The following is a 24,415-nucleotide window of genomic DNA, read 5'->3' as shown; positions in this document are numbered from 1 at the left end:
AAATAGAATCTTATGAATCATCTGGAAAGAACTTTGAAAATTGTTTTAGCGGCTGTATTTGCGATTGTATTAGCTGAAAAATTTGGTCTGCACTATGCCTCCTCAGCAGGGATTATTGCTATATTAAGTGTTTTGGAAACACGAAAATCGACCTTGAAAATGGCTTTTCAGCGTTTGCAGTCGGTTCTTCTGGCTTTTCTACTGGCTGTCTGCTCCTACAGCTGTTTAGGTTTTAATCTTTGGGCCCTGTCAGTCTATCTTCTTTTTTATGTTTTTTTAGCTTATCGATTGCATCTTGAAGCCGGTATTGCTCCCAGCACGGTCTTAGTCATGCATTTGCTGGCAGAAAAAAGCCTTGCCCCGGAACTGATAGCTGAAGAATTCACCCTTTTCACCATCGGAGCAGGTTTAGCTCTGCTTTTTAATCTCTATATGCCATCTAAAAATAAGGAGATTCAGGCCTTTCATCAGCAGGTAGAAGTGCAGATGAAAGCTATTCTTTACCGTTTTGAAACTTTTTTGCTGACAGGCAGCGGGGAAAACAAAGCGGAATTGATTAATCAGCTGGATGAGACTTTAGAGCAGGCTCTGCGTCTGGTTTATTTGGAGCGTCATAACCAGCTTTTCCAGCAGACCAATTATCAGGTTCACTATTTTGAAATGCGGCAGCAGCAAAACAAGCTGCTGAGACAGATGGCGGCTAATATCAGCCGCTGTCATTTAGCAGGCAGGGAAAGCAGTCTGCTGGCCCATCTTTTTCATGAAACGGCTCATCAGTTAAGCGAAAAAAATTCTGGCGTCGTTCTCATTGAGGATATAGAACAGATGCTGACGCTTTTTCGCCAGACTGATCTTCCGAAAACCCGTCAGGAGTTTGAAAGAAGAGCTGTACTTTTTCAGCTTTTGCAGGATTTGGAGCGCTTTATCCAAATCAAGGTTGATTTCTATCAAGAAATAGCTTAAACTAACAAATAAATAGGTGAAAGTGAATACAATGCTTAACTTGACTAAAAAAGACTTGAAAGTATCCATTTTACACGCTTTATTTTATTTTTTATGTGTTGGATTAGGGACTGCGGTCAGCATTTTGCTGTTTCACAGTCCCAATATGTTCTATGCGCCGGCTATGACAGCCTTGCTGGCGGGCTGGGTGTACTTTCATTTGCTTGAGAAAGTTCCAAAATTTGGATCGGTTACTCTGATCGGCCTTTTTATTTCACTCTTCTTTCTCTTGTCTCGGCACTATATTTTGGCCGTATTCCCTAATGCTCTCTTCGCTCTTTTGGCAGACCTGCTTGCCTGGTCGAAACAGTATCAGTCTCCGCGTTTAAATAAGCTGTCTTATCTTGTCTTTTCTCTGGGCAATACAGCACCTTTGCTGGCTATGTGGCTATCTAGGCAGGGATATATCGATTATCTTTTAAATAAGGGAAAAGATATGGCCTATGTAAACCGTGTCATGTTAGATTTTACTGCCGGCAATGCTGCCAGTCTTTTCGGCAGTGTCATCATTGCCGCCTTATTGGGCGGTTTAATTGGCAATACCCTTTTACGGCATTTTAAAAAATAACATCTGCCTTTTACTCGTATGAGTGCATTATAAGGCATGCGGGAGCAGAAAAGTCATGGAAATAACAATTCAAAGAGATGGTTTAAGTTTATTCGGTCTGCTTGAGGGGACTGATAAGGTGGAAAATGAAGAGATTGCTGTTTTAATGCATGGTTTTAAGGGAGATTTAGGCTACCGCAAGGGTGCCTTATTAGATGATCTTGTCCAAACTTTAAACGCAGCCGGTTTAGCGACCCTTCGTTTTGATTTTAGCGGCTGCGGCAACAGTGGCGGCCGATTTCAGGATATGACGGTTTTAAGTGAGATTCTAGATGGTCTGAAAATAATAGAGTATGCCCGCTACACGGTAAAGGCAAAGCGAATTTACCTAATTGGCCATTCACAAGGCGGAGTCGTCGCCAGCATGCTGGCAGGATATTTTCCAGATATCATTGCTAAACTGATTTTAATGGCACCAGCGGCAACGCTAAAAGATGATGCCATTAAGGGGGAGTGCCAAGGCGTGGTTTACGACCCTGCCCATATCCCCGATTATATTCTAATAGACGGTTTTAAGGTCGGCGGAGATTATTTCAGAACAGCCCAGACGTTGCCGATTTATGAAGTGGCAGCTCAGTACTCAGGCCCTGTACTTCTGATACATGGTGCTTTGGATAAAGTTGTTGCCCCAGTTGCATCAGAGCGATACAAGGCTGTTTATGAAAACAGTTCCTACCATTTGCTCGAAGGTGCAGGTCACAATTTATCGGGACAGACGGGCCAGCGGCAGACAGTCAGGGATTTAGCCTGCAGCTTTTTGAAAAATATGATATAAAATTCAGCCCAGCCCCTCTCACTTTACCGCCAAAAAAAGACTCAGGAAAGAAGCAGAACAGCAAAATAACAATTTGCCGGCTAAAAGCGAGGAGACATAAAATACTGAAAAAAGCAGAATAAATGACTGCGGAGAACATCTGGGGCGCGAACTGTTCCTGACTGCTATAGCTGATAAATAGTGAAATAAGAGGTCATTTCTATGAATAATACAATAGATTTAAGGAAGCCTGTTGCGGAGACCATTCAGGAGCATCCGGAGGTCAAGGATATATTGATTGATTTAGGTTTTAAACCGCTGGCCAATCCGCTGATGCTTAAAACTTTAGGGAAGGCAACAAGCCTTAAAAACGGTTCTAAACTGACAAAAATCCCTTTGGATCAGATTAAAAAAACTCTGGAATTTAATGGCTATGATGTAATAGGAGAAGACTAATGGCTGCTGAACGTATTGAGATCTTAAAAGATATTCTGCTGGATCTGCATCACGGTGCCAGCCCGGATTCGGTTCAGGAACGCTTCAATCAGCATTTCTCAGGCGTTTCCGCTCTGGAAATTTCTCTGATGGAGCATGAGCTCATGTCTTCTGATACTGGAATTACTTTTGAAGATGTCATGAGCCTCTGCAATGTTCATGCCAATCTTTTTAAAGGGGCGATTGCTGGTGTAGAGATGCCCGACAGTGAGCGGGAAGGCCATCCAGTCAAAGTTTTTAAAGATGAAAATTTAGCGCTGCGGGCTGCCTTGCTGCGTATTCGGCGCATCATAGCGAATTACACAAAACCTGAAAACAGAAATTATCAGGCGGACTTGATTAAGGGGCTCAAACGCCAGTTTCAGCTCTTAGGGCAGTTTGAAAATCATTATACGCGCAAAGAAAAAGTCTTTTTCCCGATTATGGAATCTTACGGCCACGATGCACCGCCTAAGGTGATGTGGGGAGTTGATGATGAGATTCGGGAGCTTTTTGACTCTGCACAAACACTTGCCTTGCAGCTCCCTCAGGCTAATATAGCTGAAGTATCAGAAAAATTTGAAGTTTTTGCCAAAGAGTTTGAAGAGATGATTTTTAAAGAAGAATCCATCCTTTTAATGATTCTTTTGGAGATTTTTACGCAGGATGACTGGCTGGCGGTTGCTGAAGAAAGTGATGTTTATGGCTATGCTGTCATCAAGCCGGCTGAGAAATGGGAGCCGGACAGGAGCTCTTTTTCTGCTGAACAGTCTGAAGCTGATTCAGACAGTCGTTCAGAACTAACGGCAGAAAAGCCGCAGATTATTGAAACACCTGCAGGACAGTTTACGATCACCTTTACACCAAAAGAAGAAAAGACAGCAGCGGATCGGACAGTACCGCAGCCTTTCGGGAATGGGTATCTGTCGGTTGAACAAGCCGATCTCTTGCTTAACCATCTTCCTTTTGAGATTACTTTTGTCAACAAAGATGATATTTTTCAATATTACAATAACAGTGTGCCAGCTGAAGAGATGATTTTTAAGCGCACACCAAGTCAAATCGGACGTAATGTTGAGCTGTGCCACCCGCCGAAAGTTTTAGATAAAGTAAAGAAAATCTTTGAACTGCTGAGAAGCGGCCAGCGTGATAAAGTCGAAATGTGGTTCAAATCAGAGCGCTTGAACAAGTTTGTCTATGTTACCTATGCTGCTGTACGAGATGACAATGGAGATTTCCAAGGGGTGCTCGAATATGTTCAAAACATTCAGCCTTTCTTTGACCTTGACGGTGATTATAAGAGGGATCTCTAAAAAAGCATCGCTTTGAAAAAGTGAGACAAACAGGCATGATTTTCCAGCAATTGTGCTTGTTTGTCTCCTTTTCTTTTTATTGGAAAGGACAGTTAAAATTCGGCGTTAAAAGACAGTAAAGCTATCTGTCTTTTTTGATGATAAAAACTTTTTTAAAAAGACCTCAGTCCTCCAAAAACCGCTTCAATGCTATAAACCGAAAGGTCTAGAGCGAAACGAAAACGCAAACTAATGTAACCGAATTAAAAGAAGTCTGTCAAAATAAAATCTGACAGAGCGTGTTAGAATGTTGTTTGTTTGAAAAACGTTTTTCTAACAAAGTTTGGAGGTCCATTATGGAAAAAAAAGTACATTATAAAATGCATAAAGTCAAAAAGCAATGGGTGTTCATTGCTGTAACTGCTGTGCTTCCTTTTGCTCTAGGGGCAGGCAGTTTAACGGTTAAGGCGGACGAAGAAGGGACAGCAACTGAGATCGCTGTTTCAGATGAGGGGCAGAGCCAAGAGCAGGCTACCCTTTCCTCAGCGGATGAAGAGGCAGTAGCAGAAATCCCTCTTTCCGGCAGTGAAAATGCCGAACAGGTTACTGACCAGAATCAGTCTCAGGAACGCCTTGATTCAGCAAACAATACTGAAGCAGCAGCAGAACCGGCTGCTGAGGCAGTTCCTCAGCAAGTCCAAACGGTTCAGGCTGTAGCAAGTGATCCGGCCGCTGAAACGGACAGTTCTGACATAGATCCGGCTAATATCCAGACGATTGACGGAAAGCAATATTATATTCAGGAAGATGGTACAGCTAAGAAAAATTTTGCGCTCAACCTTAATGGCAGCATTCTCTATTTTGATGCTGAAACAGGAGCGTTAGCAGAGTCTTCTGCCTACTGGTTTCAAGAAGGACTGTCGGATTTAATTAATGCTTTTAATGAAAACAACAAAGTTTATAATGAAAGTGCTGACAGTATTGAGACGATCAATGATTATATCACTGCTGATTCATGGTATCGGCCACAGTATATTCTCCAAAATGGCGAGTCTTGGGTGGCATCAACTGAAAGCGACTACCGTCCGCTCTTGATGACTTGGTGGCCAAGTAAAGATATTCAAGTGGCTTATTTAAATTATATGAATACACAAGGCTTGGGAACAGGTGTCTCTTATACAAATGAAACGGATCAGGCCAGTCTGACAGCAGCTGCTCAGGAAGTTCAAAAAAATATCGAAGTTAGAATTGCTGCTCAGCAGTCCGCTGACTGGCTGCGTTCTATTATGAATGCCTTTGTCATTGAACAGGATATTTGGAATAAAAACACTGAGTCCGATACGTCTGAAGGCGATAAAGATCACTTACAGGGCGGCGCCCTGCTGTACAGCAACAGCGACTTGACAGCCTATGCTAATTCTGATTATCGTCTTCTTAACCGGACACCGACCAGCCAGACAGGGGTCCCTAAATATTTTGAAGATGATGATGATCCTACAGGAGGTTATGAATTCCTTTTAGCCAATGATATTGACAACTCAAATCCTGTCGTTCAGGCAGAACAGCTGAACTGGCTGCATTATTTGATGAATTACGGTTCCATTGTCGCTAATGATCCGGAAGCGAACTTCGATGGTGTGCGGATTGATGCTGTCGATAATGTCAACGCGGATCTTTTGCAGATTGCTTCTGATTACTTTAAGGCCTACTATAATGTAGATGCCAGTGAAGCCAACGCTATCAACCATCTCTCCATTTTGGAAGCTTGGAATGATAATGATCCCCAGTACAATCTTGATACTGGCGGCGCTCAGCTTCCGATTGATAATTATTTGCGCAATGCTCTTTTATACGCTCTCGCTCGGCCAATTACAGATGCCGAAAGCGGCGAGCAGGTTCGCAGCGGTTTAGAACCGACCATCACAACAATTTTGAATGACCGTTCGGCAGAAGGCAAATATACTGAACGTATGGCTAATTATGTCTTTATACGGGCTCATGATAGTGAAGTTCAAACCGTTATCGGCAAAATCATTAATGATTATATTAATCCTAATACAGACGGTTTAACAGGAATCGGGATGGACGAGTTGAAACAGGCTTTCGAAATTTACAATGCCGATATGAACTCAGCCGATAAGAAATATACGCAGACCAATATTCCGGCTTCCTACTCCCTGATGCTGACCAATAAAGATACGATTACCCGTGTTTATTATGGGGATATGTATACTGATAACGGTCAGTACATGGCTACTAAATCCCCTTACTATGATGCCCTTGAGACGCTGATGAAGGCTCGGATTAAATATGTGGCTGGCGGCCAAGACATGGCGATCACTTATGTTGAAGGACAAGACAGAGAAAATTGGGCTTGGGATTATAATGGTGTTTTGACATCGGTCCGCTACGGTACCGGAGCGGAGGAAGCGACAGATTTGGGAACCGAAGAAACAAGGACACAGGGCATTGCGGTCATAATCAGCAATAATCCTTACTTACAGCTCGGCAGTCAGGATACTGTCCGCGTCAATATGGGGGCGGCGCATGCCAACCAGGCTTACCGTCCTTTACTGCTGACTACAGAAGGCGGCTTGGCTCATTATTTAGAAGACAGTGATGTTCCGTCAAACTTAGTTCGGTATACAGATGAGAACGGTTATTTGACTTTTGATGCTAATGATATTGCCGGCTACAGCCAAGTTCAGGTATCTGGTTATTTAGCCGTTTGGGTGCCGGTAGGAGCAGCCGAAAATCAAGATGTCCGTGTAGCTGCCAGCGATCAAGCGACTGCGAACGGTCAGGTTTACCAGACTTCGGCAGCCTTGGATTCGCAGCTGATTTATGAAGGTTTCTCCAATTTTCAAGATTTTGTCACCTCCGATGCAGAATACACCAATAAATTAATTGCTGAAAATGCTGACTTGTTTAAATCTTGGGGAGTAACTTCTTTTGAATTAGCTCCGCAATATGTGTCATCTGAGGATGGTTCTTTCTTAGACTCTATTATTTTAAATGGCTATGCCTTTGAGGACCGTTACGATCTTGCCATGAGCAAGAACAATAAATACGGTTCTCAAGAAGATCTGATTAATGCTATTAAAGCGCTCCACAGAGAAGGTATTCAGGTGATTGCTGACTGGGTGCCGGATCAGATTTATAATCTTCCGGGACAGGAGGTTGTCACGGCAACACGTGTCAATAATTTCGGAACCTATCGCACAGATTCGGTCATCAAAGAACGGCTGTATGTCGTTAACAGCAAAACTAACGGTGATGATTATCAAGCGCAGTATGGCGGTGCTTTCTTGGATGAACTGGCTGCTGCATATCCGGAAATCTTTGAACGGGTTCAAATTTCTAATGGTCAGCGGATAGATCCATCAGTCAAAATCACAGAGTGGAAGGCTGAATACTTCAATGGAACCAATATTCTTGGACGAGGAGCTTACTATGTGCTTCAGGATGTCGCCAGCAACCAGTACTTTACTTTGAATGAAAATGGAGTCTTTCTTCCAAAAGTACTGACAGGTGAAGAAGGGGTAACTGGTTTTTACCATGACGGTACAGGCATGATTTACTATTCCACAAGCGGCTATCAAGCCAAGAATGCCTTTATCAATGAAAATGGCTATTATTACTATTTTGATGAAAATGGCTATATGGCTACCGGCAAACAGATAATTGACAATAAGCAGTATTACTTCCTGCCAAATGGTGTCCAGTTACGTGACGCTATCTATGAAGACAGTAACGGGAACCAGTATTATTACGGTCCTTTGGGCGATATGTACACCAATAATTACTATGCCTTTGGCAGTCAGTGGCGTTACTTTGATGCTGACGGTGTGATGGCACGGGGCTTAGTTACTGTCAATGGCGTTACCCAATATTTTGATGAAAACGGCTATCAGATCAAAGGAGAACTGGTGACGGATTCTGACGGGAATATACGCTATTTTGATGCGAATTCAGGAGCGATGGCCGTCAACACCTTCATCAAACGAGGCGCTAATAATTGGTATTATTTCAACGCGCAGGGACGGGCCGTTAAAGGTGCGCAGACTATAGCCGGACAGCGGCTTTACTTCGATGAAAACGGTGTTCAGGTAAAAGGCCGGCTGGTGAGTGATAACAGCGGACGTCTTTCTTATTACCATCCTGACTCTGGCGAGCTGACAGTCAGCCGTTTTGCGACAACTGGCAACAATGTCTGGTATTATTTTGACAGCAATGGCTATGCCGTTACTGGCTCACAGGTTATTAACGGACAAAATCTTTTCTTCAATGCTGACGGCAGACAGGTTAAAGGCAATTTTGCTCAAGATGAAGCCGGCAATAATTATTACTATGATGCTAATTCGGGTGAACGGGTAAATGCTAAGTTTGCGACAACCGGCAATAATGTTTGGTACTATTTAGACGAAAACGGCTATGCTGTTACTGGTCCGCAAGTGATTAATGGACAGATTCTCTATTTTAATACTGATGGCAGTCAAGTTAAAGGAAATCTGGTAACTGATGCTAACGGAAACAAATATTATTATGATGCTGATTCAGGTGATATGGCTGTCAATACCTTTGTTTTTGCAGATGGCAGCTGGTATTATTTCGGCTCAGCGGGGACTGCTCTTACCGGTTCACAGCTTATTAACGGCCAACGGCTTTACTTTAATGCAGACGGCAGTCAGGTCAAAGGCGATATCGTCAGACTGGCTTCCGGCAGAGTGGCATACTATGATGCTGATTCAGGTGAACAGGTACGCAATCGCTGGGTTACGCTGCCAAATGGCGATGTTATCTACCTTGGCAGCAACGGCGAAGGTGTTTACTACAATCCTTAAGTTTAAAAATCCAATTGATAATGAGGCTGGGACCAAAGTCCCTGCCTCATTTTACTTTTTAAACAGATGAGTTTGGCGCAGCGGAAGTTCTCATCCCTTGCTGAACAAGGGACATTGACCTTCCAGATCAACTGTGCGGAGGCGGGACGGCAAAATCGAAAGCGCCATGTTGCGACAATATCCCAATCTTTATCTCACTTTCTTTTCAATGGATTAGACATAGGCAAAAAGTGAAAAATAAGCTATAATGTAAATTATGATTACTGGTATTATTAATTTAAAAAAAGAAGCAGGAATGACTTCTCATGATGCTGTTTTAAGGCTTCGACAAATTTTACAGGAAAAAAAGATAGGCCACGGCGGGACGCTTGACCCGGATGTGGTTGGCGTTCTGCCGATTGCTGTCGGTAAAGCAACTCGTGTTATTGAATACATGACAGACGGCGGAAAAATTTATCAGGGACAAATAACCCTTGGTTTTTCAACAACTACAGAGGATGCTGGCGGAGAGGTAGTAGCCAGAACCCCCGTATCCTCGGATCTGACTGAGGAAGCTGTCGATCAGGCTATGCGGTCCTTCCTAGGCAGCATTATGCAAAGGCCGCCGATGTACTCGGCTGTCAAAGTTAAGGGGCGTAAACTTTACGACTATGCCCGCAGAGGAGAAGAGGTTGAGCGTCCTCTTCGTCAGGTTGCTGTTTATGATTTTATCCGCACCAGCCCTCTGCATTTTGCAGATAACTGCTGCTCGTTTCACTTTAAATTAAGCTGCAGCAAGGGGACTTATGTACGGACTTTAGCCGTTGATTTAGGGGAAAAATTAGGCTATGCCAGCCACATGTCTTTTCTTGAGCGGACCGCCTCTGCTGGATTAAAGCTGCAGGATGCCTTTACATTGTCAGAAATTCAGGCATATGCGGAAAAGAAAGACTATTCTTTTCTGCTGCCGCTGGAATATGGTGTGCTGGATTTACCCTCTGCTGACTTAAGTCAGAAAGAAACTGCCGAAATTGCTTACGGACGTAAGATTCGTTTGGAAAGAGAAGAAGAGCTTTTAGCGGGATTTTACGGAGGAAAGCTCGCTGCTGTTTTAACGGCATATGGCAACGGACTTTATAAACCGCATAAGGTTTTTATTTGATTAGAATGGAAAGATAATGGAAATCCGAGAGATTAAAGATTATACAGAGATTAAGGAAGAACAGGATACAATTCTGGTTTTGGGCTATTTTGACGGTCTGCATTTAGGACATAAGGCCTTGTTTGAGAAAGCGAGAGAGCTTGCGGTGCGAGATAAACTTAAAGTGGTCGTCCTAACTTTTAACGAATCACCGCGTTTGGCTTTTGTCCGTTTTCAGCCTGAGCTGTTACTCCACTTGACCTCCCCTCAAAAACGCCATGAAAAATTTGCTCAATACGGAGTAGATAAGCTTTATTTACTGAATTTCACAACCCGTTTTTCACAGCTGTCAGCAGCGGAATTTATCCAGAACTATATTGAAGCTCTGCGTGCTAAGACAGTTGTTATCGGTTTTGATTATAAATTCGGGCATGACCGTGCCGGCGGCGACTATTTGGAACAGTATTTTAAGGGCCGAGTTGTCACAGTCCCTGAAGTGCAAAAACATCAAAAGAAGATCAGCTCTACGCAAATTAGGCAGTTACTGAACACTGGCGATGTCGCACAGGCCAATGACTTATTGGGCTATGAGTTCTCAACTCGGGGACTGGTTGTTCATGGCGATGCTCGGGGCCGAACAATTGGCTTCCCGACAGCTAACCTGGCTCCGCTTGACCGTACTTTTTTGCCAGCTGACGGCGTCTATGTTTCTGATGTGCTTATCAACGGCAGTGCTTACCGTTCCATGACCAGTATCGGAAAAAATATAACATTTGGCGGGACAGAACTGCGTTTAGAAGTCCATATCTTTGATTTTGAAGAGGATATTTACGGCGAGTCGCTTGAAATTATTTGGCTGGAAAAGATTCGTGATATGATTAAGTTTGAGAGCATTGATGCGTTGGTGGCTCAATTGCATTCTGATAAGGAAAGGGCACTGAATTGGAAAAAGGATAGCCAAGAAGGATAAAATCTTGTATAATATTTAGTAAGTAATAGTTAAGGGGCAAAGAATGGTTACCTTATTTTTATCACCAAGCTGCACAAGCTGCCGTAAGGCGCGAACCTGGCTGACGAAGCACGAAGTTGCATTTGAAGAGCATAATATTATCACGAGCCCGCTCAGCCGGGAGGAGCTGCTGAGAATTTTATCTTTTACTGAAAATGGAACAGAAGATATTATTTCCAGACGGTCAAAAGTTTTTCAGAAACTGGATATCGATGTAGATGAGCTGTCAATCTCTGCTTTAATTCAGCTAATTGCAGAAAATCCGAGTCTTTTGCGCCGTCCGATTATAATGGATAAGAAACGGATGCAGATTGGTTTTAATGAAGATGAAATTCGTGCCTTTTTATCGCGTGATTACCGCAAACAAGAGCTGCGGCAGGCGACTATAAGAGCTGAAATTGAGGGAGAAGATGAGTAAGAATTACAGCTATCCGCTCGATACAAGCTGGAGCACTGAAGAAATAGTATCAGTGCTTTATTTTTTGAATCAAGTTGAAAAAGCTTATGAAAGCAAAGTTTCTGTTACGGCCTTGCTGGAGAGCTATGCTGATTTTAAAAAAATCGTCAAAAGCAAGGGCCAGGAAAAAAGGATAGACCGTGCCTTTGAACGCAGCAGCGGTTATTCTGCTTACCGTGCTGTTAAAGCGGCTAAAGAAAAGGAAAAAGGATTTATTTCTCTTGGAAACTAAATTTACATTTGCAAAAACACTTATACGGGAAGCTGGGAGCTTTATCCGGTCAGAAATGACAGAAAATCTAAAGATTGAAGAAAAAACACGGTTTGATGATCTGGTGACCAATCTGGATAAAAATGCGCAGGAATTGCTAATAGCCAAAATAAAAACAGCTTATCCAGAAGACAATGTGATGGCAGAGGAGAATGGCGTCCGGCATCCGATTACAGATGGGCATGTCTGGATTTTGGATCCGATTGACGGAACGGTTAATTTTATTGTTCAGAGAGAGAACTTTGCTGTTATGATCGCCTATTATGAAGACGGTGTTGGGCGTTTTGGGCTTATTTACGATGTCATGAATGACGTTCTCTATGCCGGAGGCGGCCGTTTTGATGTCTATGCGAATGATAAAAAACTCTTTTCTTATAGGGATAAACCTTTCAACCGCTGCCTAATCGGTGCTAATTCCAGTATGTATGCTGAAAATATACACGGGATTCGTGACTTATCCAGACAGACATTGGGGGTCCGTGTTTACGGCGGTGCCGGAATCAGCATGTCGCATGTTATGTCCGGCCGATTGCTGGCTTACTTTTCTTATATTCAGCCTTGGGATTATGCAGCAGCCTTTATCATGGGCGAAAAACTCGGTTATCGGTTGCTGACCCTTGACGGTCAAAAACCTGATTTTAAAAGCAGACAAATGGTGATGTTTGTCCCCGAGCAAAAACTGAAAGCTATCCAGCAGTTTATAAAATAATTGTAAAAAAAGAAAAAGATTGTGTATGAAGATACTACCAGACGCATTTATTCAAAAATACCAAGAGCTATTAGGCCAAGAAGCAGCAGCTTTTTTTGCCAGCTTAAAAGAAGAGCCTGTCCCCGCTTTTCGAACCAACCCTCTTAAAAAGAGCCAGCAGTCTTTTTCCTGTACTATCCCCAATACTGACTGGGGACACTATGGAAAAATTTCCGGAAAATCTGCTGAACATGTAACAGGCTTGGTTTATTCGCAAGAACCTGCTGCCCAGATGGTGGGGCAGGCAGCAGCTCCGAAAAAAGGCATGAGAGTTCTTGATTTGGCCGCAGCGCCCGGGGGCAAGTCGACACATATCCTTTCATATTTAGATAACACGGGAATCCTTGTCAGCAATGAGATTTCTTCTAAACGCTGCAAAAGTCTTGTTGAAAACATTGAACGTTTTGGGGCTCAAAATGTTGTTGTGACTAATGAATCAGCACAAAATTTAGCTAAAACCTTCAGGCATTATTTTGACCTTATTGTTTTTGATGCCCCCTGTTCCGGTGAAGGTATGTTTCGGAAGGAACCTGAAGCTGTTCGCAATTGGCAGGACTCTCTGCCGGCTAAGTGTGCAGATTTGCAGAAGCAGATTCTACGAGAGGCAATTCCTATGCTCGCTTATGGAGGGCAGCTTGTTTACTCAACCTGCACCTGGTCTCCGGAAGAAAACGAGGAAGTGGTCAGCTGGCTGCTGCAGGAGTATGATTATCTGGATATTGTTGAGCTCCCTAAATTGAATGGCATGACCGAAGGAATTGGCCTGCCTGAGGCAGCTCGTATGTATCCGCATCGTTTTAAAGGCGAGGGTCAGTTCATCGCTAAAATAAAAGATAACAGAGACGAAAAAGCAGTTTCATTGCCCCGCGGAAAATCTAACTTGACCAGAGAAGAAGCCCAGCTTTGGCAGGAGTTTGCGGCTAAACATCTAAAGCGTCCTTTAAAGGGGCTTTTACAGACTTTTGGAGCTAATCTCTATCTTCTTCCTGACGGTCTTCCTGATTTGTCCGGTTTGAAAATTGCTCGCAACGGTCTGCATCTGGGAACATTTAAGAAAAAGCGCTTCGAACCGTCTTTTGCCTTGGGATTAGCTCTCCCTAAGCATGACATAGAACAGTCTATAGAAATTGATATAGAACAGTTTAAGCGCTATGTCTCGGGAGATATTATTTTTTTAACAGATACGTACCCTAACGGATGGTACCAGCTTTGTGTCAAAGGGAATGGTCTTGGTTTTGCAAAGGTTGTCGGGCATACCATCAAAAATTATTTCCCCAAGGGGCTCCGTTTTTATGCTTAACTGTTATTGAATACAATTTCATTTTAAGCTGGGCAGCTCTTTGCAAAGGCCTATCAGTTATGTTAATATTTGAATATGAAGAGACAGTCTTCATAAAATGATTTTTTGATAATGAATAGGAAATGACCAATGAAATTAAAAAAGAATCAGAAAATAAGCTTATTAGTGTTAGCAGGAGTGGGTTTATTTATCCTCTCAGCCTGCGCCAGCTGGATTGATCGCGGGCAGTCGATAACGAGTGTTGGTTCAACAGCTTTGCAGCCCTTAGTCGAAGCTGCTTCAGATGAGTTTTCCCATCTCAATATCGGCAAAACCGTCAATGTTCAAGGCGGAGGTTCGGGCACAGGCTTATCTCAGGTCCAATCCGGAGCAGTGCAAATTGGCAACAGTGATGTTTTTGCTGAAGAAAAAGACGGTATTGATGCCAGTAAGCTGACGGATCATCAGGTGGGAGTTGCCGGTTTAGCGGTAATTGTTAACAAAGAAGTCGATGTTTCAGACTTAACAACAGAGCAGCTCCGCAAAATTTTTACCGGTGAATATAAAAATTGGAAACAGGTTGGCGGGAAAGACTTGGAAATTTCAGTCATTAACCGGGCGGCCAGTTCAGGCTCACGCTCAACTTTTGACAGTGTGATCATGGACGGAGAATCGGCTCTGCAAAGTCAGGAACAGGATTCAAACGGGATGGTGAAAAGCATCATCTCCCAGACCCCCGGTGCGATTTCTTACCTGGCCTTTGCTTATGTGGATGATTCTGTTAAAAGCATGAAATTAAATGGTTTTGCGGCAACAGTTGAAAATGTTGCTACCAATGATTGGCCGCTTTGGTCTTACGAACATATGTATACCAAAGGCGAGCCGACCGGTCTGACTAAAGAGTTTTTAGATTATATGATGTCAGATGAGGTCCAAGACGGCATCGTTGTCAGTATGGGCTACATTTCCATGAATGACATGAAGGTTGTTAAAAGTGCTGATGGTACAGTAAGTCCTAAGTGATCTGCTGAAGCCTTTTTAACTGGTAAAAGATGTCTAATCTTAATATAAGGAGTAGCTATGCAAAATCAAGAACTTGCTAAAAAATTAGTGTCATCTTCTAAAAATTCCCGCTTAGAAAAGTTTGGAAAAACGATTACCTTTCTTTGTTTAATATTAATCGTCTTTATTGTCGCTATGATTTTAATTTTTGTGGCGCAAAAAGGTCTGTCAACCTTTTTTGTTGATAAAATCAATCCTCTTAAATTTCTTTTCGGAACTCAGTGGCAGCCTAATATTAAAGATGCTGCAGGCAAACCGTTATTGGGGGCCCTTCCTATGATTTTGGGTTCTTTCATCGTAACGATATTATCGGCCTTGATTGCTACGCCTTTTGCCATCGGCGCTGCTGTTTTTATGACAGAGATTTCGCCTAAGTACGGTGCTAAAATTTTACAGCCTACCGTCGAATTGCTGGTAGGCATCCCTTCTGTTGTTTATGGTTTTATCGGTCTGCAGATTATCGTTCCTTTTGTCCGGTCGATTTTTGGCGGGACAGGCTTTGGAATATTGTCAGGCGTTTTTGTCCTTTTCGTAATGATTTTACCTACTGTTACCTTTATGACTGTCGATAGTCTAAAAGCCGTCCCAAGACATTATAAGGAAGCCAGTCTTGCTATGGGAGCAACGCGCTGGCAGACTATTTGGCGGGTTATTTTAAATGCGGCCAAACCTGGTATTTTTACCGCTGTTGTTTTTGGAATGGCCCGCGCTTTCGGTGAAGCTTTGGCTATTCAAATGGTTGTCGGAAATTCTGCTGTTATGCCGACTTCTTTAACCACGCCGGCAGCAACTCTGACTTCAGTTTTAACCATGGGGATCGGCAACACTGTCATGGGAACTGTTGAAAATAATGTTCTTTGGTCTCTTGCTCTGGTATTACTGCTGATGAGTCTGGCGTTTAATACACTGATCAAAATGATTACAAGGGAAGGTAAGAAAAACTATGCACGCTAAAAAAATAGATAAATTAGCCACAGGACTGCTTTACACAATCGCAGGCATTATCGTAGCTATTCTCACTTCTCTTTTGCTTTATATCCTTGTCAGAGGTCTGCCCAATGTTAACTGGCAGTTTCTGACAGGACGTTCTTCTTCGTACGAAGCAGGCGGCGGTATTGGCATTCAGCTCTATAACTCTTTCTTCCTTTTAGTTGTAACCTTGATTATTTCGGTGCCTTTATCGATGGGAGCAGGAATTTATTTAGCTGAATATGCCAAAAAAGGTCCGATAACCAATTTTATCAGAACCTGTATTGAAATTTTATCTTCACTGCCGTCAGTTGTTGTTGGACTTTTTGGCTACCTGATTTTTGTTGTTCAGTTCGGTTACGGTTTTTCTATCATTTCTGGTGCCCTTGCCTTAACTGTTTTTAATCTTCCGATGATGACACGCAATGTTGAAGACAGTCTGCGCACAGTCCATCACACTCAGCGGGAGGCTGGCTTAGCTTTGGGAATCTCACGCTGGGAAACTGTTCTTCATGTAGTCGTTCCTGAGGCACTTCCTGGAATTGTCACAGGTATTGTTCTGGCTTCAGGGCGGATTTTCGGCGAGGCAGCAGCTTTGATATATACAGCAGGACAGTCTGCGCCGGCATTGGATTGGTCTAATTGGAATCCGCTTAGTGTGACCAGCCCGATTTCTATTTTCCGTCAGTCGGAGACTTTGGCTGTTCATATTTGGAAAGTTAACAGTGAGGGGACGATCCCCGATGCCACACAGGTTTCGGAGGGAAGTGCAGCCGTTTTATTGGTCTTTATATTGCTCTTCAACCTGTCTGCACGCTTCATCGGTAAGAAACTTCACGAAAAATTAACATCCGCGGCCTAATTCATCATAGTAATTAACTTATAGAATTCCCCCAATAATAGCCTTTGTATCTTGGTGGAACTGAACACGGCCTAAAATCTTAGTGAAAAAAGGTATGATCCAGTGCTGACTTAAACATCAGCCTGCCGCAGACGTCCGAAGACTTTGCCGTCTTAAAGCAGACTGCGCCCTTCTAGTCGTCCTGACAGAGGTGCGTCATCGAAATTGAAGATTTCGGACTTACCGTCATTTTCATACGGATTTTTTAACGGCCTTTGTATCTTGGTAAAGGAGAAAGCAGTGGCTGAATATAATTGGAATGAAAAGCATATCATTACTTTTCCTCAGGATAAAATTGCTTTGGAAACAAAAGATCTGCATGTTTATTATGGCAGCAATGAGTCGATTAAAGGTATAGACATGCAGTTTGAAAAAAATAAAATTACGGCATTAATCGGCCCTTCGGGTTCAGGAAAATCGACCTATCTGCGCAGTCTGAACCGCATGAATGATACCATTGATATTGCCCGTGTTACAGGTCAGGTCCTTTATGAAGGGATTGATGTTAACCGGCCGGAAATCAATGTTTATGAAATGCGCAAGCATATCGGTATGGTGTTTCAAAGACCAAATCCTTTTGCTAAATCTGTTTATAAAAACATCACATTTGCTCATGAACGTGCTGGTATCAGAGACAAAAACATTTTGGACGAAATCGTTGAGACTTCCTTAAAACAGGCTGCTCTTTGGGACCAGGTCAAAGATGACCTGCACAAATCAGCTCTAATGCTTTCAGGCGGGCAGCAGCAGCGGCTTTGCATTGCCCGTGCTATTTCTGTAAAACCTGATATTCTTCTTATGGATGAACCGGCCTCTGCTCTTGATCCTATTGCAACCATGCAGCTGGAAGAAACGATGTTTGAATTGAGAAAAGACTACACCATTATCATTGTGACGCATAATATGCAGCAGGCTGCCCGAGCTAGTGACTATACGGCTTTCTTTTACCTGGGTGACTTGATTGAATATGATAAGACCAATGATGTCTTTCAAAATGCGAAATTGCGTTCTACCAGCGATTATGTTTCCGGACACTTTGGTTAGAAAGGTAAGAAATGACAGAACCTATTTTAAAAATCAGCGATTTGTCTGTTTACTATAATGAGAAGAAGGCTTTAAAAAATGTTTCACTGGATTTTTATCCTAATGAAATTACTGCTCTTATCGGTCCTTCTGGCTCAGGGAAATCTACCCTTTTACGAGCTATTAACCGGATGAGTGATCTCAATCCTGAGGTCACCTTAACAGGCTCAATTGAGTACAATGGTCATAATATTTACAGTCCGCGGACAGATACTGTTGAATTGCGCAAAGAAATCGGGATGGTTTTTCAGCAGCCTAATCCATTTCCGATGACAATTTATGAAAATGTTGTCTATGGTTTGCGTTTAAAAGGCGTTAAAGATAAGCAAGTCCTCGATGAGGCCGTTGAAAGTTCTCTTCGGGGAGCTTCGATATGGGAAGAAGTTAAAGACAGGCTGCATGATTCAGCATTGGGACTTTCAGGCGGACAGCAGCAGCGGGTTTGCATTGCTAGGGTTTTAGCCACCAGCGCTAAGGTTATTCTTTTAGATGAACCGACATCAGCTCTGGATCCGATTTCTGCTGGGAAAATTGAGGATACCCTTTACGGACTGCAGGATAAATATACGATGATTGTTGTTACACGTTCCATGCAGCAGGCTTCACGCATTTCTAAACGCACAGGTTTTTTCCTTGCAGGCGATTTAGTTGAATACGGTTATACGAAAGAAATGTTCCTGAATCCGCAAAAAAAAGAAACAGAAGACTATATTACTGGAAAATTTGGATAGGAGAAGTTAATGTTAAGAACAAAGTTTGATGAAGAATTAGAAAAACTGCACAATCAGTTTTATTCAATGGGGATAGAAGTTGCCGGACAGATTAACAAAACAGTCCGAGCTTTTGTCAGTCACGATCGCGAACTGGCAAAAGAAGTGATCGAAGAAGATGAAGTTATTAATGAACTTGAAACGAAACTGGAAAGAAAATCTCTGGAAATGATTGCTTTGCAGCAGCCGGTTTCTCATGATTTACGGACGGTTATTACTGTGCTGAAAGCTTCGAGCGATATTGAACGCATGGGGGACCACGCTTCCTCTATTGCCAAAGCGACTATTCGGATGAAGGGTGAAGAGAGAATTACGGTTGTTGAAGAAAAAATCAGTGAAATGGGCAAGGCAGTGAAACACATGGTGGAAGATGCGCTGAATGCTTATATTCAGGGAGATGATAAAAAGGCCTATGAAATTGCCGCTTCCGATGAAATCATTGATAACCATTTTATTGATATTCAGAATTTAGCTGTTGAGGAAATCCGCAAGTTTCCTGATGCCGTTTTTGCCGGTAAAGAATATTTTCAGGTGTTGATGTACTTAGAACGTATTGGTGATTATGCCCGCAATATCTGCGAATGGATTGTTTATCTCAAAACTGGTAAAATTGTTGAATTATGATAAAATGAAACAAGAATTTAAATTTAGAAATAGGATAGATTTATGGAAACTGTAGAACACTTTGTTGAAAAGTTCATACCTGAAAATTATAATATTTTCCTAGACATCAACCGCAAAGAGAAACGCTTCTCAGGAAATGTTGCTATCAGCGGAGAAGCATTAGACAATACCATTTCCTTTCATCAAAAAAATCTGACTATTACAGCTATTCTTCTGGATAACGCTCCCTTAGTATTCGAAACGGATCCTGATCATGAAGCGGTTCATGTTCAGCTGCCTGAAACCGGGAGCATGACCCTTGTTCTCGAGTTTTCAGGACAAATTACAGATAATATGACCGGCATGTACCCCTCTTATTATACGGTCGATGGGGTTCAAAAAGAGGTTATTTCTACTCAATTCGAAAGTCATTTTGCACGTGAAGTCTTTCCAAGTATCGACGAGCCTGAAGCGAAAGCAACCTTTAATCTGAGTCTTAAGTTTGATCAGGAGGAAGAAGAAATAGTGCTGGCAAATATGCCGGAAATCAATGTCGATTTGCGGCAGGAAACCGGCTTATGGACCTTTGAAACGACACCGCGGATGTCTCCTTACTTGTTGGCTTTCGCTCTCGGTGATCTGCAAAAATTGAGCGCTAAGACACAGAAAGGAACAGAAGTAGGGATTTTCGCTACCAAAGCGCACTCCGCTCAGTCTCTGGAATTTGCTCTCGATATTGCAGTTCGTGTTATTGATTTTTATGAGGATTATTATGGCATCCCTTATCCTCTGCCGCAGTCTAACCATCTTGCTTTGCCTGATTTTTCAGCAGGCGCTATGGAAAACTGGGGCTTGGTAACTTACCGTGAAGTTTACCTGCTGGTCGATGAAAATTCAACGGTCAAAAGCCGGCAGAATGTTGCTTTAGTTATTGCGCATGAATTGGCTCACCAGTGGTTTGGCAATCTTGTCACAATGAAATGGTGGGATGATCTGTGGCTCAATGAAAGTTTCGCCAATATGATGGAGTATGTGGCAATAGATGCTATTGAACCTGACTGGAATATTTTTGAAGATTTTCAGACAACCGGTGTTCCGCTTGCTTTAAAACGAGATGCAACTGATGGTGTACAGTCTGTTCATGTTGACGTTAACCACCCAGATGAAATTAACACGCTTTTTGACCCTGCAATTGTTTATGCTAAAGGAAGCCGTTTGATGCATATGCTCAGGCGCTGGCTGGGAGATGAGAAATTTGCTGCTGGCTTAAATAGTTACTTTGATAAGCATCAGTATGGCAATACAGTCGGCCGTGACCTTTGGGAAGCATTGGCAGGGGCAGCAGACCGAGATGTTGCTGCTTTCATGGACGCCTGGCTGGAGCAGCCCGGCTACCCTTTGCTTACCGCTGAGGTAGCCAATGACCGTCTGATTCTCACCCAAAAGCAGTTTTTTGTTGGTGACCACCAAGACAAGGGACGTATTTGGCCTATTCCGCTCAATAGTAATTGGCAAGGTCTGCCCGATACCTTAGCTGAAGAAAAGGTTGAAATTCCTAACTTTAAAGCACTGGCTGCACAAAACGAGGGTGCTTTGCGCTTCAATACGGGGAATACAGCACATTATCTGACTAATTATAAAGGCGATTTACTTACCGATCTTTTGGATAACTGGACTGATTTAGAAACGATTGCTAAGTCACAGCTTATTCAGGAAAGGCGTCTCTTAGCAGAAAGCGGTGAGATAACTTATGCTGAGCTCATCCCGCTCTTAAGCCGATTGACTGATGAAACATCTTATCTTGTCACATCAGCAATTAATCAGGTACTGACAGGAATGGAGCGTTTTATCGATGAAGGCAGTCAGGCAGAGGATGATTTTAAGGCTTTGGTTGAAAAAATTTCCTGGCAAAATTATGCTCGTTTAGGTTTTGAACCAAAAGAAACCGATACTGATCAAGATGAATTAGTGCGTCAAATCACTATCACTCAGATTCTTCTGGCTGATAATCCAGATGCTGTCGCTAAAGCAAAGGAAATATTTACCGCTTATAAAGATAAACTTGAGATGATTCCAGCATCAATTCGCTTGTCCGTCTTGACTAATCAGGTGAAGACGGCCGAGACACCTGAGTTGATTGAATCTTACTTGGCAGCTTACAAGCAGACCAATGATGGTAATTTCCGCCATCAACTAGCAGTGGCTTTAGCAAATACAAAATCACAGGCTACTGTGCAGAGGATTTTATCTGAATTGAAAAATAAAGACCTCGTGAAGCCCCAAGATTTGGCTATGAGTTGGTATTATCCATTTTTGACCAAAGAATTTACGCAAGAAGCATTTTGGACCTGGGCCAGAGAAAACTGGAACTGGATTAAGGATGCTCTTGGCGGAGATATGAGTTTTGACAAGTTCGTGATCTATCCGGCAAACGTGTTTAAAACACCGGAACGTTTAGAAGAGTATCGTATTTTCTTTGAACCGCAGTTGAGCGATCTAGCTATCAGCAGAAATATTGCAATGGGCATCAAAGAAATTTCTGCACGGGTTGCCTTAATTGAAAAAGAAAAAGCTGCTGTTGAACAAGCTATTCATGCAGTACGCTGATGTAGCTCTACCTGAAAGCCAGCTAAATCTCTGATTTACGATACAGGAATTTTAAGCGGTCTTTGTAGCTTGTTAATAGGCTGGTCTCTTGTTTGTTAATTAGCAAGCAGGAGGCCGGCCTGTTTTTTTGATGAATTGAACACGCCCTAAAAGCTCGGAAAAAAGATGTCCCTCCCTCGTGTTTTGCGACACATCGGTTGGGCCCCTATTTTTCAGTCGCTTTCTTAACGGCCTTTGTATCTTGTTGGAATTGAACACGGCCTTTGTATCTTGTTGTTTTAGGAAAGCTTAAGCTTAAATTATTAAAATATTAATAAATAGTTTTGGTTAATACGCTTAAAAAATCAAAAGGAGGTGTCCCTGACTCAACCAGTTTAATAAGGATTGCCTAAAAACAGGAAACTGCTCTGTGTTGGGACAGCTGATTTTTGATTTTTAGTGAATATATAAAAAGTGTTTTGGGTATTGAAACTTGAGATAAAAAAGTTTTAATCAATATGGACTAAAAGACTTTTAAGGTGTTATAATAAGTGAACAGAAGGAGTATTTGAAAGAATGATTAAGATATTGCTTGTGGAAGATGATTTGAGCTTGTCTAACTCGGTTTTTGACTTTCTGGATGATTTTGCGGATGTGATGCAGGTTTTCGATGGAGAAGAAGGTCTTTATGAGGCTGAGAGTGGTGTTTATGATCTTATTTTGCTGGATTTGATGCTGCCGGAAAAAAATGGTTTCCAAGTGTTAAAAGAACTGAGGGATAAGGGAATCACAACTCCAGTTCTTATTATGACCGCTAAAGAAGGCCTTGATGATAAGGGGCATGGATTTGAACTTGGAGCCGATGACTATCTGACAAAACCTTTTTATCTTGAGGAACTAAAAATGCGAATTCAAGCACTTTTAAAACGTTCGGGAAAGTTTAATGAAAAGATTCTTTCTTACGGAGAACTTTCAGTGGATACATCGACAAATACGACTCTTGTTCAGGGACAGGAAGTAGAGCTGCTTGGTAAAGAGTTTGATTTGCTGGTTTATTTTCTGCAAAATAAGAATGTTATCCTGCCTAAATCACAGATTTTCGATCGCATCTGGGGATTTGACAGCGATACAACCATTTCAGTTGTAGAAGTGTATGTTTCAAAAATTCGGAAAAAGTTAAAGGGAACACGTTTTGCTGATCATTTGCAGACACTGCGCAGTGTGGGGTATATTCTGAAAAATGCTGAGTAAATTAAAAAAGAAGGCGGAATCAGGGGATTTCACTTTCTTTATTCATTTTTTTTCTGTTTTCACCGGTATTTTTCTTGTGATGACAGTTATTATTTTACAAGTCATGCGGGTGGGAGTCTACTCTTCTGTAGACAGCAATCTGCAGGGGGCAGTAGCTAATGCAGAAGCTTATGTCTCTATGACTATGTCACGCACTCTTTTAGATGAACTGGAAGATGCCTTTGCAGGGGATTCGTCTTCGGGAGGTGGCAGCGATGAGAGCGATTTTAAGCTGAAGCCGGGAACGGAAGTGGCTGCAAATACAAGCTATATTGTTTATAACAGTAAGGGGATCATTTTAAATAATGTCAATACTTTTTCAGGACTGCAGTCTTTAAAACTCGACAGCAGTAAGCTGGGGCAGGTAAAAGAAGTAGCCATTGAAAACTACTCCGGACATGCTGAAAAGTACCACACCATTACAGTTGCAGTATCCAGCGAGGATTATCCTGAGGTTGCTTATATCACAATAGCCATTAATACAACCCAGTTAGGCGATGCCAATTCGCGCTATATCAAAATCATTGTCGTTGTTATGGTAATTTTTTGGATTATCTCAGTTTTAGCCAGTGTATATTTGGCCAAATGGAGCCGCAAACCTATTTTAGAAAACTATGAAAAACAAAAAACGTTTGTTGAAAACGCCAGCCATGAATTACGCACGCCGCTTGCTGTCTTACAGAACCGCTTAGAGACCTTGTTTAGAAAACCTGAATCAACAATTCTTGAGAACAGCGAAAACATTGCTTCAAGCCTCGATGAAGTACGAAATATGCGGATTTTGACAACTAATCTCCTGAATTTAGCCCGCAGAGATGATGGGCTGACGCCTGAAATAAAGGAGCTATCACCTGAATTTTTTGATGATCTTTTTGACAGTTACAGTTTGATTGCTGAAGAAAACCATAAAGTGTTTACTGGGATTAATAAAGTCACCAGAACAGTTAAAACAGATGAAACTCTTTTAAAACAGCTCCTTACCATCTTGTTTGATAATGCTGTTAAATATACAGGACAGGATGGCAAAATTATTTTGACCATAAGACAAAGTCCAGACCGTCACCTACTGATTCAGATTGCTGACAATGGTCTGGGAATCAGTGATGAGGATAAAAAGAAGATCTTTGACCGCTTTTACCGTGTCGATAAAGCCAGAACAAGGCAGAGCGGCGGCTTTGGTCTAGGCTTGTCTCTGGCCAAACAAATTGTGGATTCTCTGAAAGGCACTATCACAGTTAAAGACAATCCTCCGCAAGGGACCATCTTTGAAGTGAAACTATAATGATTATTTTTG

Annotated in this window: 21 protein-coding genes; all 21 read left to right on the top strand. The window is 42.3% G+C overall.

Annotated elements, in window-relative coordinates:
- The first annotated feature begins 12 nt into the window (after nucleotides 1-12).
- The 21 genes from DDV21_RS06445 (at nucleotide 13) to DDV21_RS06345 (ending at nucleotide 24,403) form a co-directional block, all read left to right on the top strand.
- Nucleotides 13-963: an aromatic acid exporter family protein gene (locus DDV21_RS06445; protein WP_116877078.1), complete on the top strand. Its 951-nt coding sequence runs from the start codon at nucleotides 13-15 to the stop codon at nucleotides 961-963.
- Between the two features lie 31 nt (nucleotides 964-994).
- Nucleotides 995-1,570: an MptD family putative ECF transporter S component gene (locus tag DDV21_RS06440; protein ID WP_116877079.1), complete on the top strand. Its 576-nt coding sequence runs from the start codon at nucleotides 995-997 to the stop codon at nucleotides 1,568-1,570.
- A 55-nt stretch (nucleotides 1,571-1,625) separates the two neighbouring features.
- Nucleotides 1,626-2,384, top strand: a complete 759-nt coding sequence (locus DDV21_RS06435) for an alpha/beta hydrolase (protein ID WP_116877080.1) — start codon at nucleotides 1,626-1,628, stop codon at nucleotides 2,382-2,384.
- Nucleotides 2,385-2,585: 201 nt separating this feature from the next.
- Complete coding sequence (locus DDV21_RS06430; protein WP_116877081.1) at nucleotides 2,586-2,819, top strand: DUF1858 domain-containing protein; 234 nt, start codon at nucleotides 2,586-2,588, stop codon at nucleotides 2,817-2,819.
- Nucleotides 2,819-4,150, top strand: a complete 1,332-nt coding sequence (locus DDV21_RS06425; protein WP_116877082.1) for a DUF438 domain-containing protein — start codon at nucleotides 2,819-2,821, stop codon at nucleotides 4,148-4,150. The genes DDV21_RS06430 and DDV21_RS06425 overlap by 1 nt, the downstream gene beginning before the upstream one ends.
- 335 nt (nucleotides 4,151-4,485) lie before the next feature.
- A complete protein-coding gene (locus tag DDV21_RS06420) occupies nucleotides 4,486-8,973 on the top strand; it encodes a glycoside hydrolase family 70 protein (RefSeq protein WP_116877083.1) in 4,488 nt (1,495 codons plus the stop codon).
- Between the two features lie 256 nt (nucleotides 8,974-9,229).
- A complete protein-coding gene (gene truB, locus DDV21_RS06415) occupies nucleotides 9,230-10,114 on the top strand; it encodes a tRNA pseudouridine(55) synthase TruB (protein ID WP_116877084.1) in 885 nt (294 codons plus the stop codon).
- A gap of 16 nt (nucleotides 10,115-10,130) precedes the next feature.
- Nucleotides 10,131-11,063 (top strand): bifunctional riboflavin kinase/FAD synthetase, encoded by a 933-nt coding sequence (locus DDV21_RS06410; RefSeq protein WP_116877085.1) that lies wholly within the window; start codon nucleotides 10,131-10,133, stop codon nucleotides 11,061-11,063.
- A gap of 43 nt (nucleotides 11,064-11,106) precedes the next feature.
- On the top strand, nucleotides 11,107-11,520 hold the full coding sequence (locus tag DDV21_RS06405) for a Spx/MgsR family RNA polymerase-binding regulatory protein (RefSeq protein WP_116877086.1): 414 nt from the start codon (nucleotides 11,107-11,109) through the stop codon (nucleotides 11,518-11,520).
- Nucleotides 11,513-11,791, top strand: coding sequence for a UPF0223 family protein (locus tag DDV21_RS06400; RefSeq protein WP_116877087.1), 279 nt, complete (start codon nucleotides 11,513-11,515; stop codon nucleotides 11,789-11,791). Before DDV21_RS06405 ends, DDV21_RS06400 begins: the two co-directional genes overlap by 8 nt.
- On the top strand, nucleotides 11,781-12,539 hold the full coding sequence (locus DDV21_RS06395) for an inositol monophosphatase family protein (RefSeq protein WP_116877088.1): 759 nt from the start codon (nucleotides 11,781-11,783) through the stop codon (nucleotides 12,537-12,539). The genes DDV21_RS06400 and DDV21_RS06395 overlap by 11 nt, the downstream gene beginning before the upstream one ends.
- Before the next feature lie 25 nt (nucleotides 12,540-12,564).
- Nucleotides 12,565-13,878, top strand: a complete 1,314-nt coding sequence (locus tag DDV21_RS06390) for an RsmF rRNA methyltransferase first C-terminal domain-containing protein (RefSeq protein WP_116877089.1) — start codon at nucleotides 12,565-12,567, stop codon at nucleotides 13,876-13,878.
- Between the two features lie 129 nt (nucleotides 13,879-14,007).
- A complete protein-coding gene (locus DDV21_RS06385; RefSeq protein ID WP_116877090.1) occupies nucleotides 14,008-14,880 on the top strand; it encodes a phosphate ABC transporter substrate-binding protein PstS family protein in 873 nt (290 codons plus the stop codon).
- Between the two features lie 57 nt (nucleotides 14,881-14,937).
- Nucleotides 14,938-15,873: a phosphate ABC transporter permease subunit PstC gene (pstC, locus tag DDV21_RS06380; RefSeq protein ID WP_116877091.1), complete on the top strand. Its 936-nt coding sequence runs from the start codon at nucleotides 14,938-14,940 to the stop codon at nucleotides 15,871-15,873.
- Nucleotides 15,863-16,750 carry a phosphate ABC transporter permease PstA gene (pstA, locus tag DDV21_RS06375; protein WP_116877092.1) on the top strand — a complete coding sequence of 296 codons (888 nt, stop codon included), beginning with the start codon at nucleotides 15,863-15,865 and terminating at the stop codon, nucleotides 16,748-16,750. Before pstC ends, pstA begins: the two co-directional genes overlap by 11 nt.
- A gap of 279 nt (nucleotides 16,751-17,029) precedes the next feature.
- Nucleotides 17,030-17,833, top strand: a complete 804-nt coding sequence (gene pstB / locus DDV21_RS06370; protein ID WP_116877093.1) for a phosphate ABC transporter ATP-binding protein PstB — start codon at nucleotides 17,030-17,032, stop codon at nucleotides 17,831-17,833.
- Between the two features lie 11 nt (nucleotides 17,834-17,844).
- Nucleotides 17,845-18,603 carry a phosphate ABC transporter ATP-binding protein PstB gene (gene pstB, locus DDV21_RS06365; RefSeq protein ID WP_116877094.1) on the top strand — a complete coding sequence of 253 codons (759 nt, stop codon included), beginning with the start codon at nucleotides 17,845-17,847 and terminating at the stop codon, nucleotides 18,601-18,603.
- Between the two features lie 9 nt (nucleotides 18,604-18,612).
- Entirely contained in the window at nucleotides 18,613-19,266 is a 654-nt protein-coding gene (phoU, locus tag DDV21_RS06360; protein ID WP_116877095.1) for a phosphate signaling complex protein PhoU, read from the top strand.
- 42 nt (nucleotides 19,267-19,308) lie between these two features.
- Nucleotides 19,309-21,852: a M1 family metallopeptidase gene (locus DDV21_RS06355; RefSeq protein WP_116877096.1), complete on the top strand. Its 2,544-nt coding sequence runs from the start codon at nucleotides 19,309-19,311 to the stop codon at nucleotides 21,850-21,852.
- 555 nt (nucleotides 21,853-22,407) lie between these two features.
- The gene (locus DDV21_RS06350) at nucleotides 22,408-23,082 is read left to right on the top strand and encodes a response regulator transcription factor (RefSeq protein WP_116877097.1); all 675 of its coding nucleotides are present in this window, start codon (nucleotides 22,408-22,410) and stop codon (nucleotides 23,080-23,082) included.
- Nucleotides 23,072-24,403, top strand: a complete 1,332-nt coding sequence (locus DDV21_RS06345; protein ID WP_116877098.1) for a sensor histidine kinase — start codon at nucleotides 23,072-23,074, stop codon at nucleotides 24,401-24,403. The genes DDV21_RS06350 and DDV21_RS06345 overlap by 11 nt, the downstream gene beginning before the upstream one ends.
- Nucleotides 24,404-24,415: the final 12 nt, after the last annotated feature.

The organism is Streptococcus chenjunshii, from assembly GCF_003086355.1.
GTDB classification, from domain to species: Bacteria; Bacillota; Bacilli; order Lactobacillales; family Streptococcaceae; genus Streptococcus; species Streptococcus chenjunshii.
This window is presented reverse-complemented; position numbering and strand designations above follow the sequence as displayed.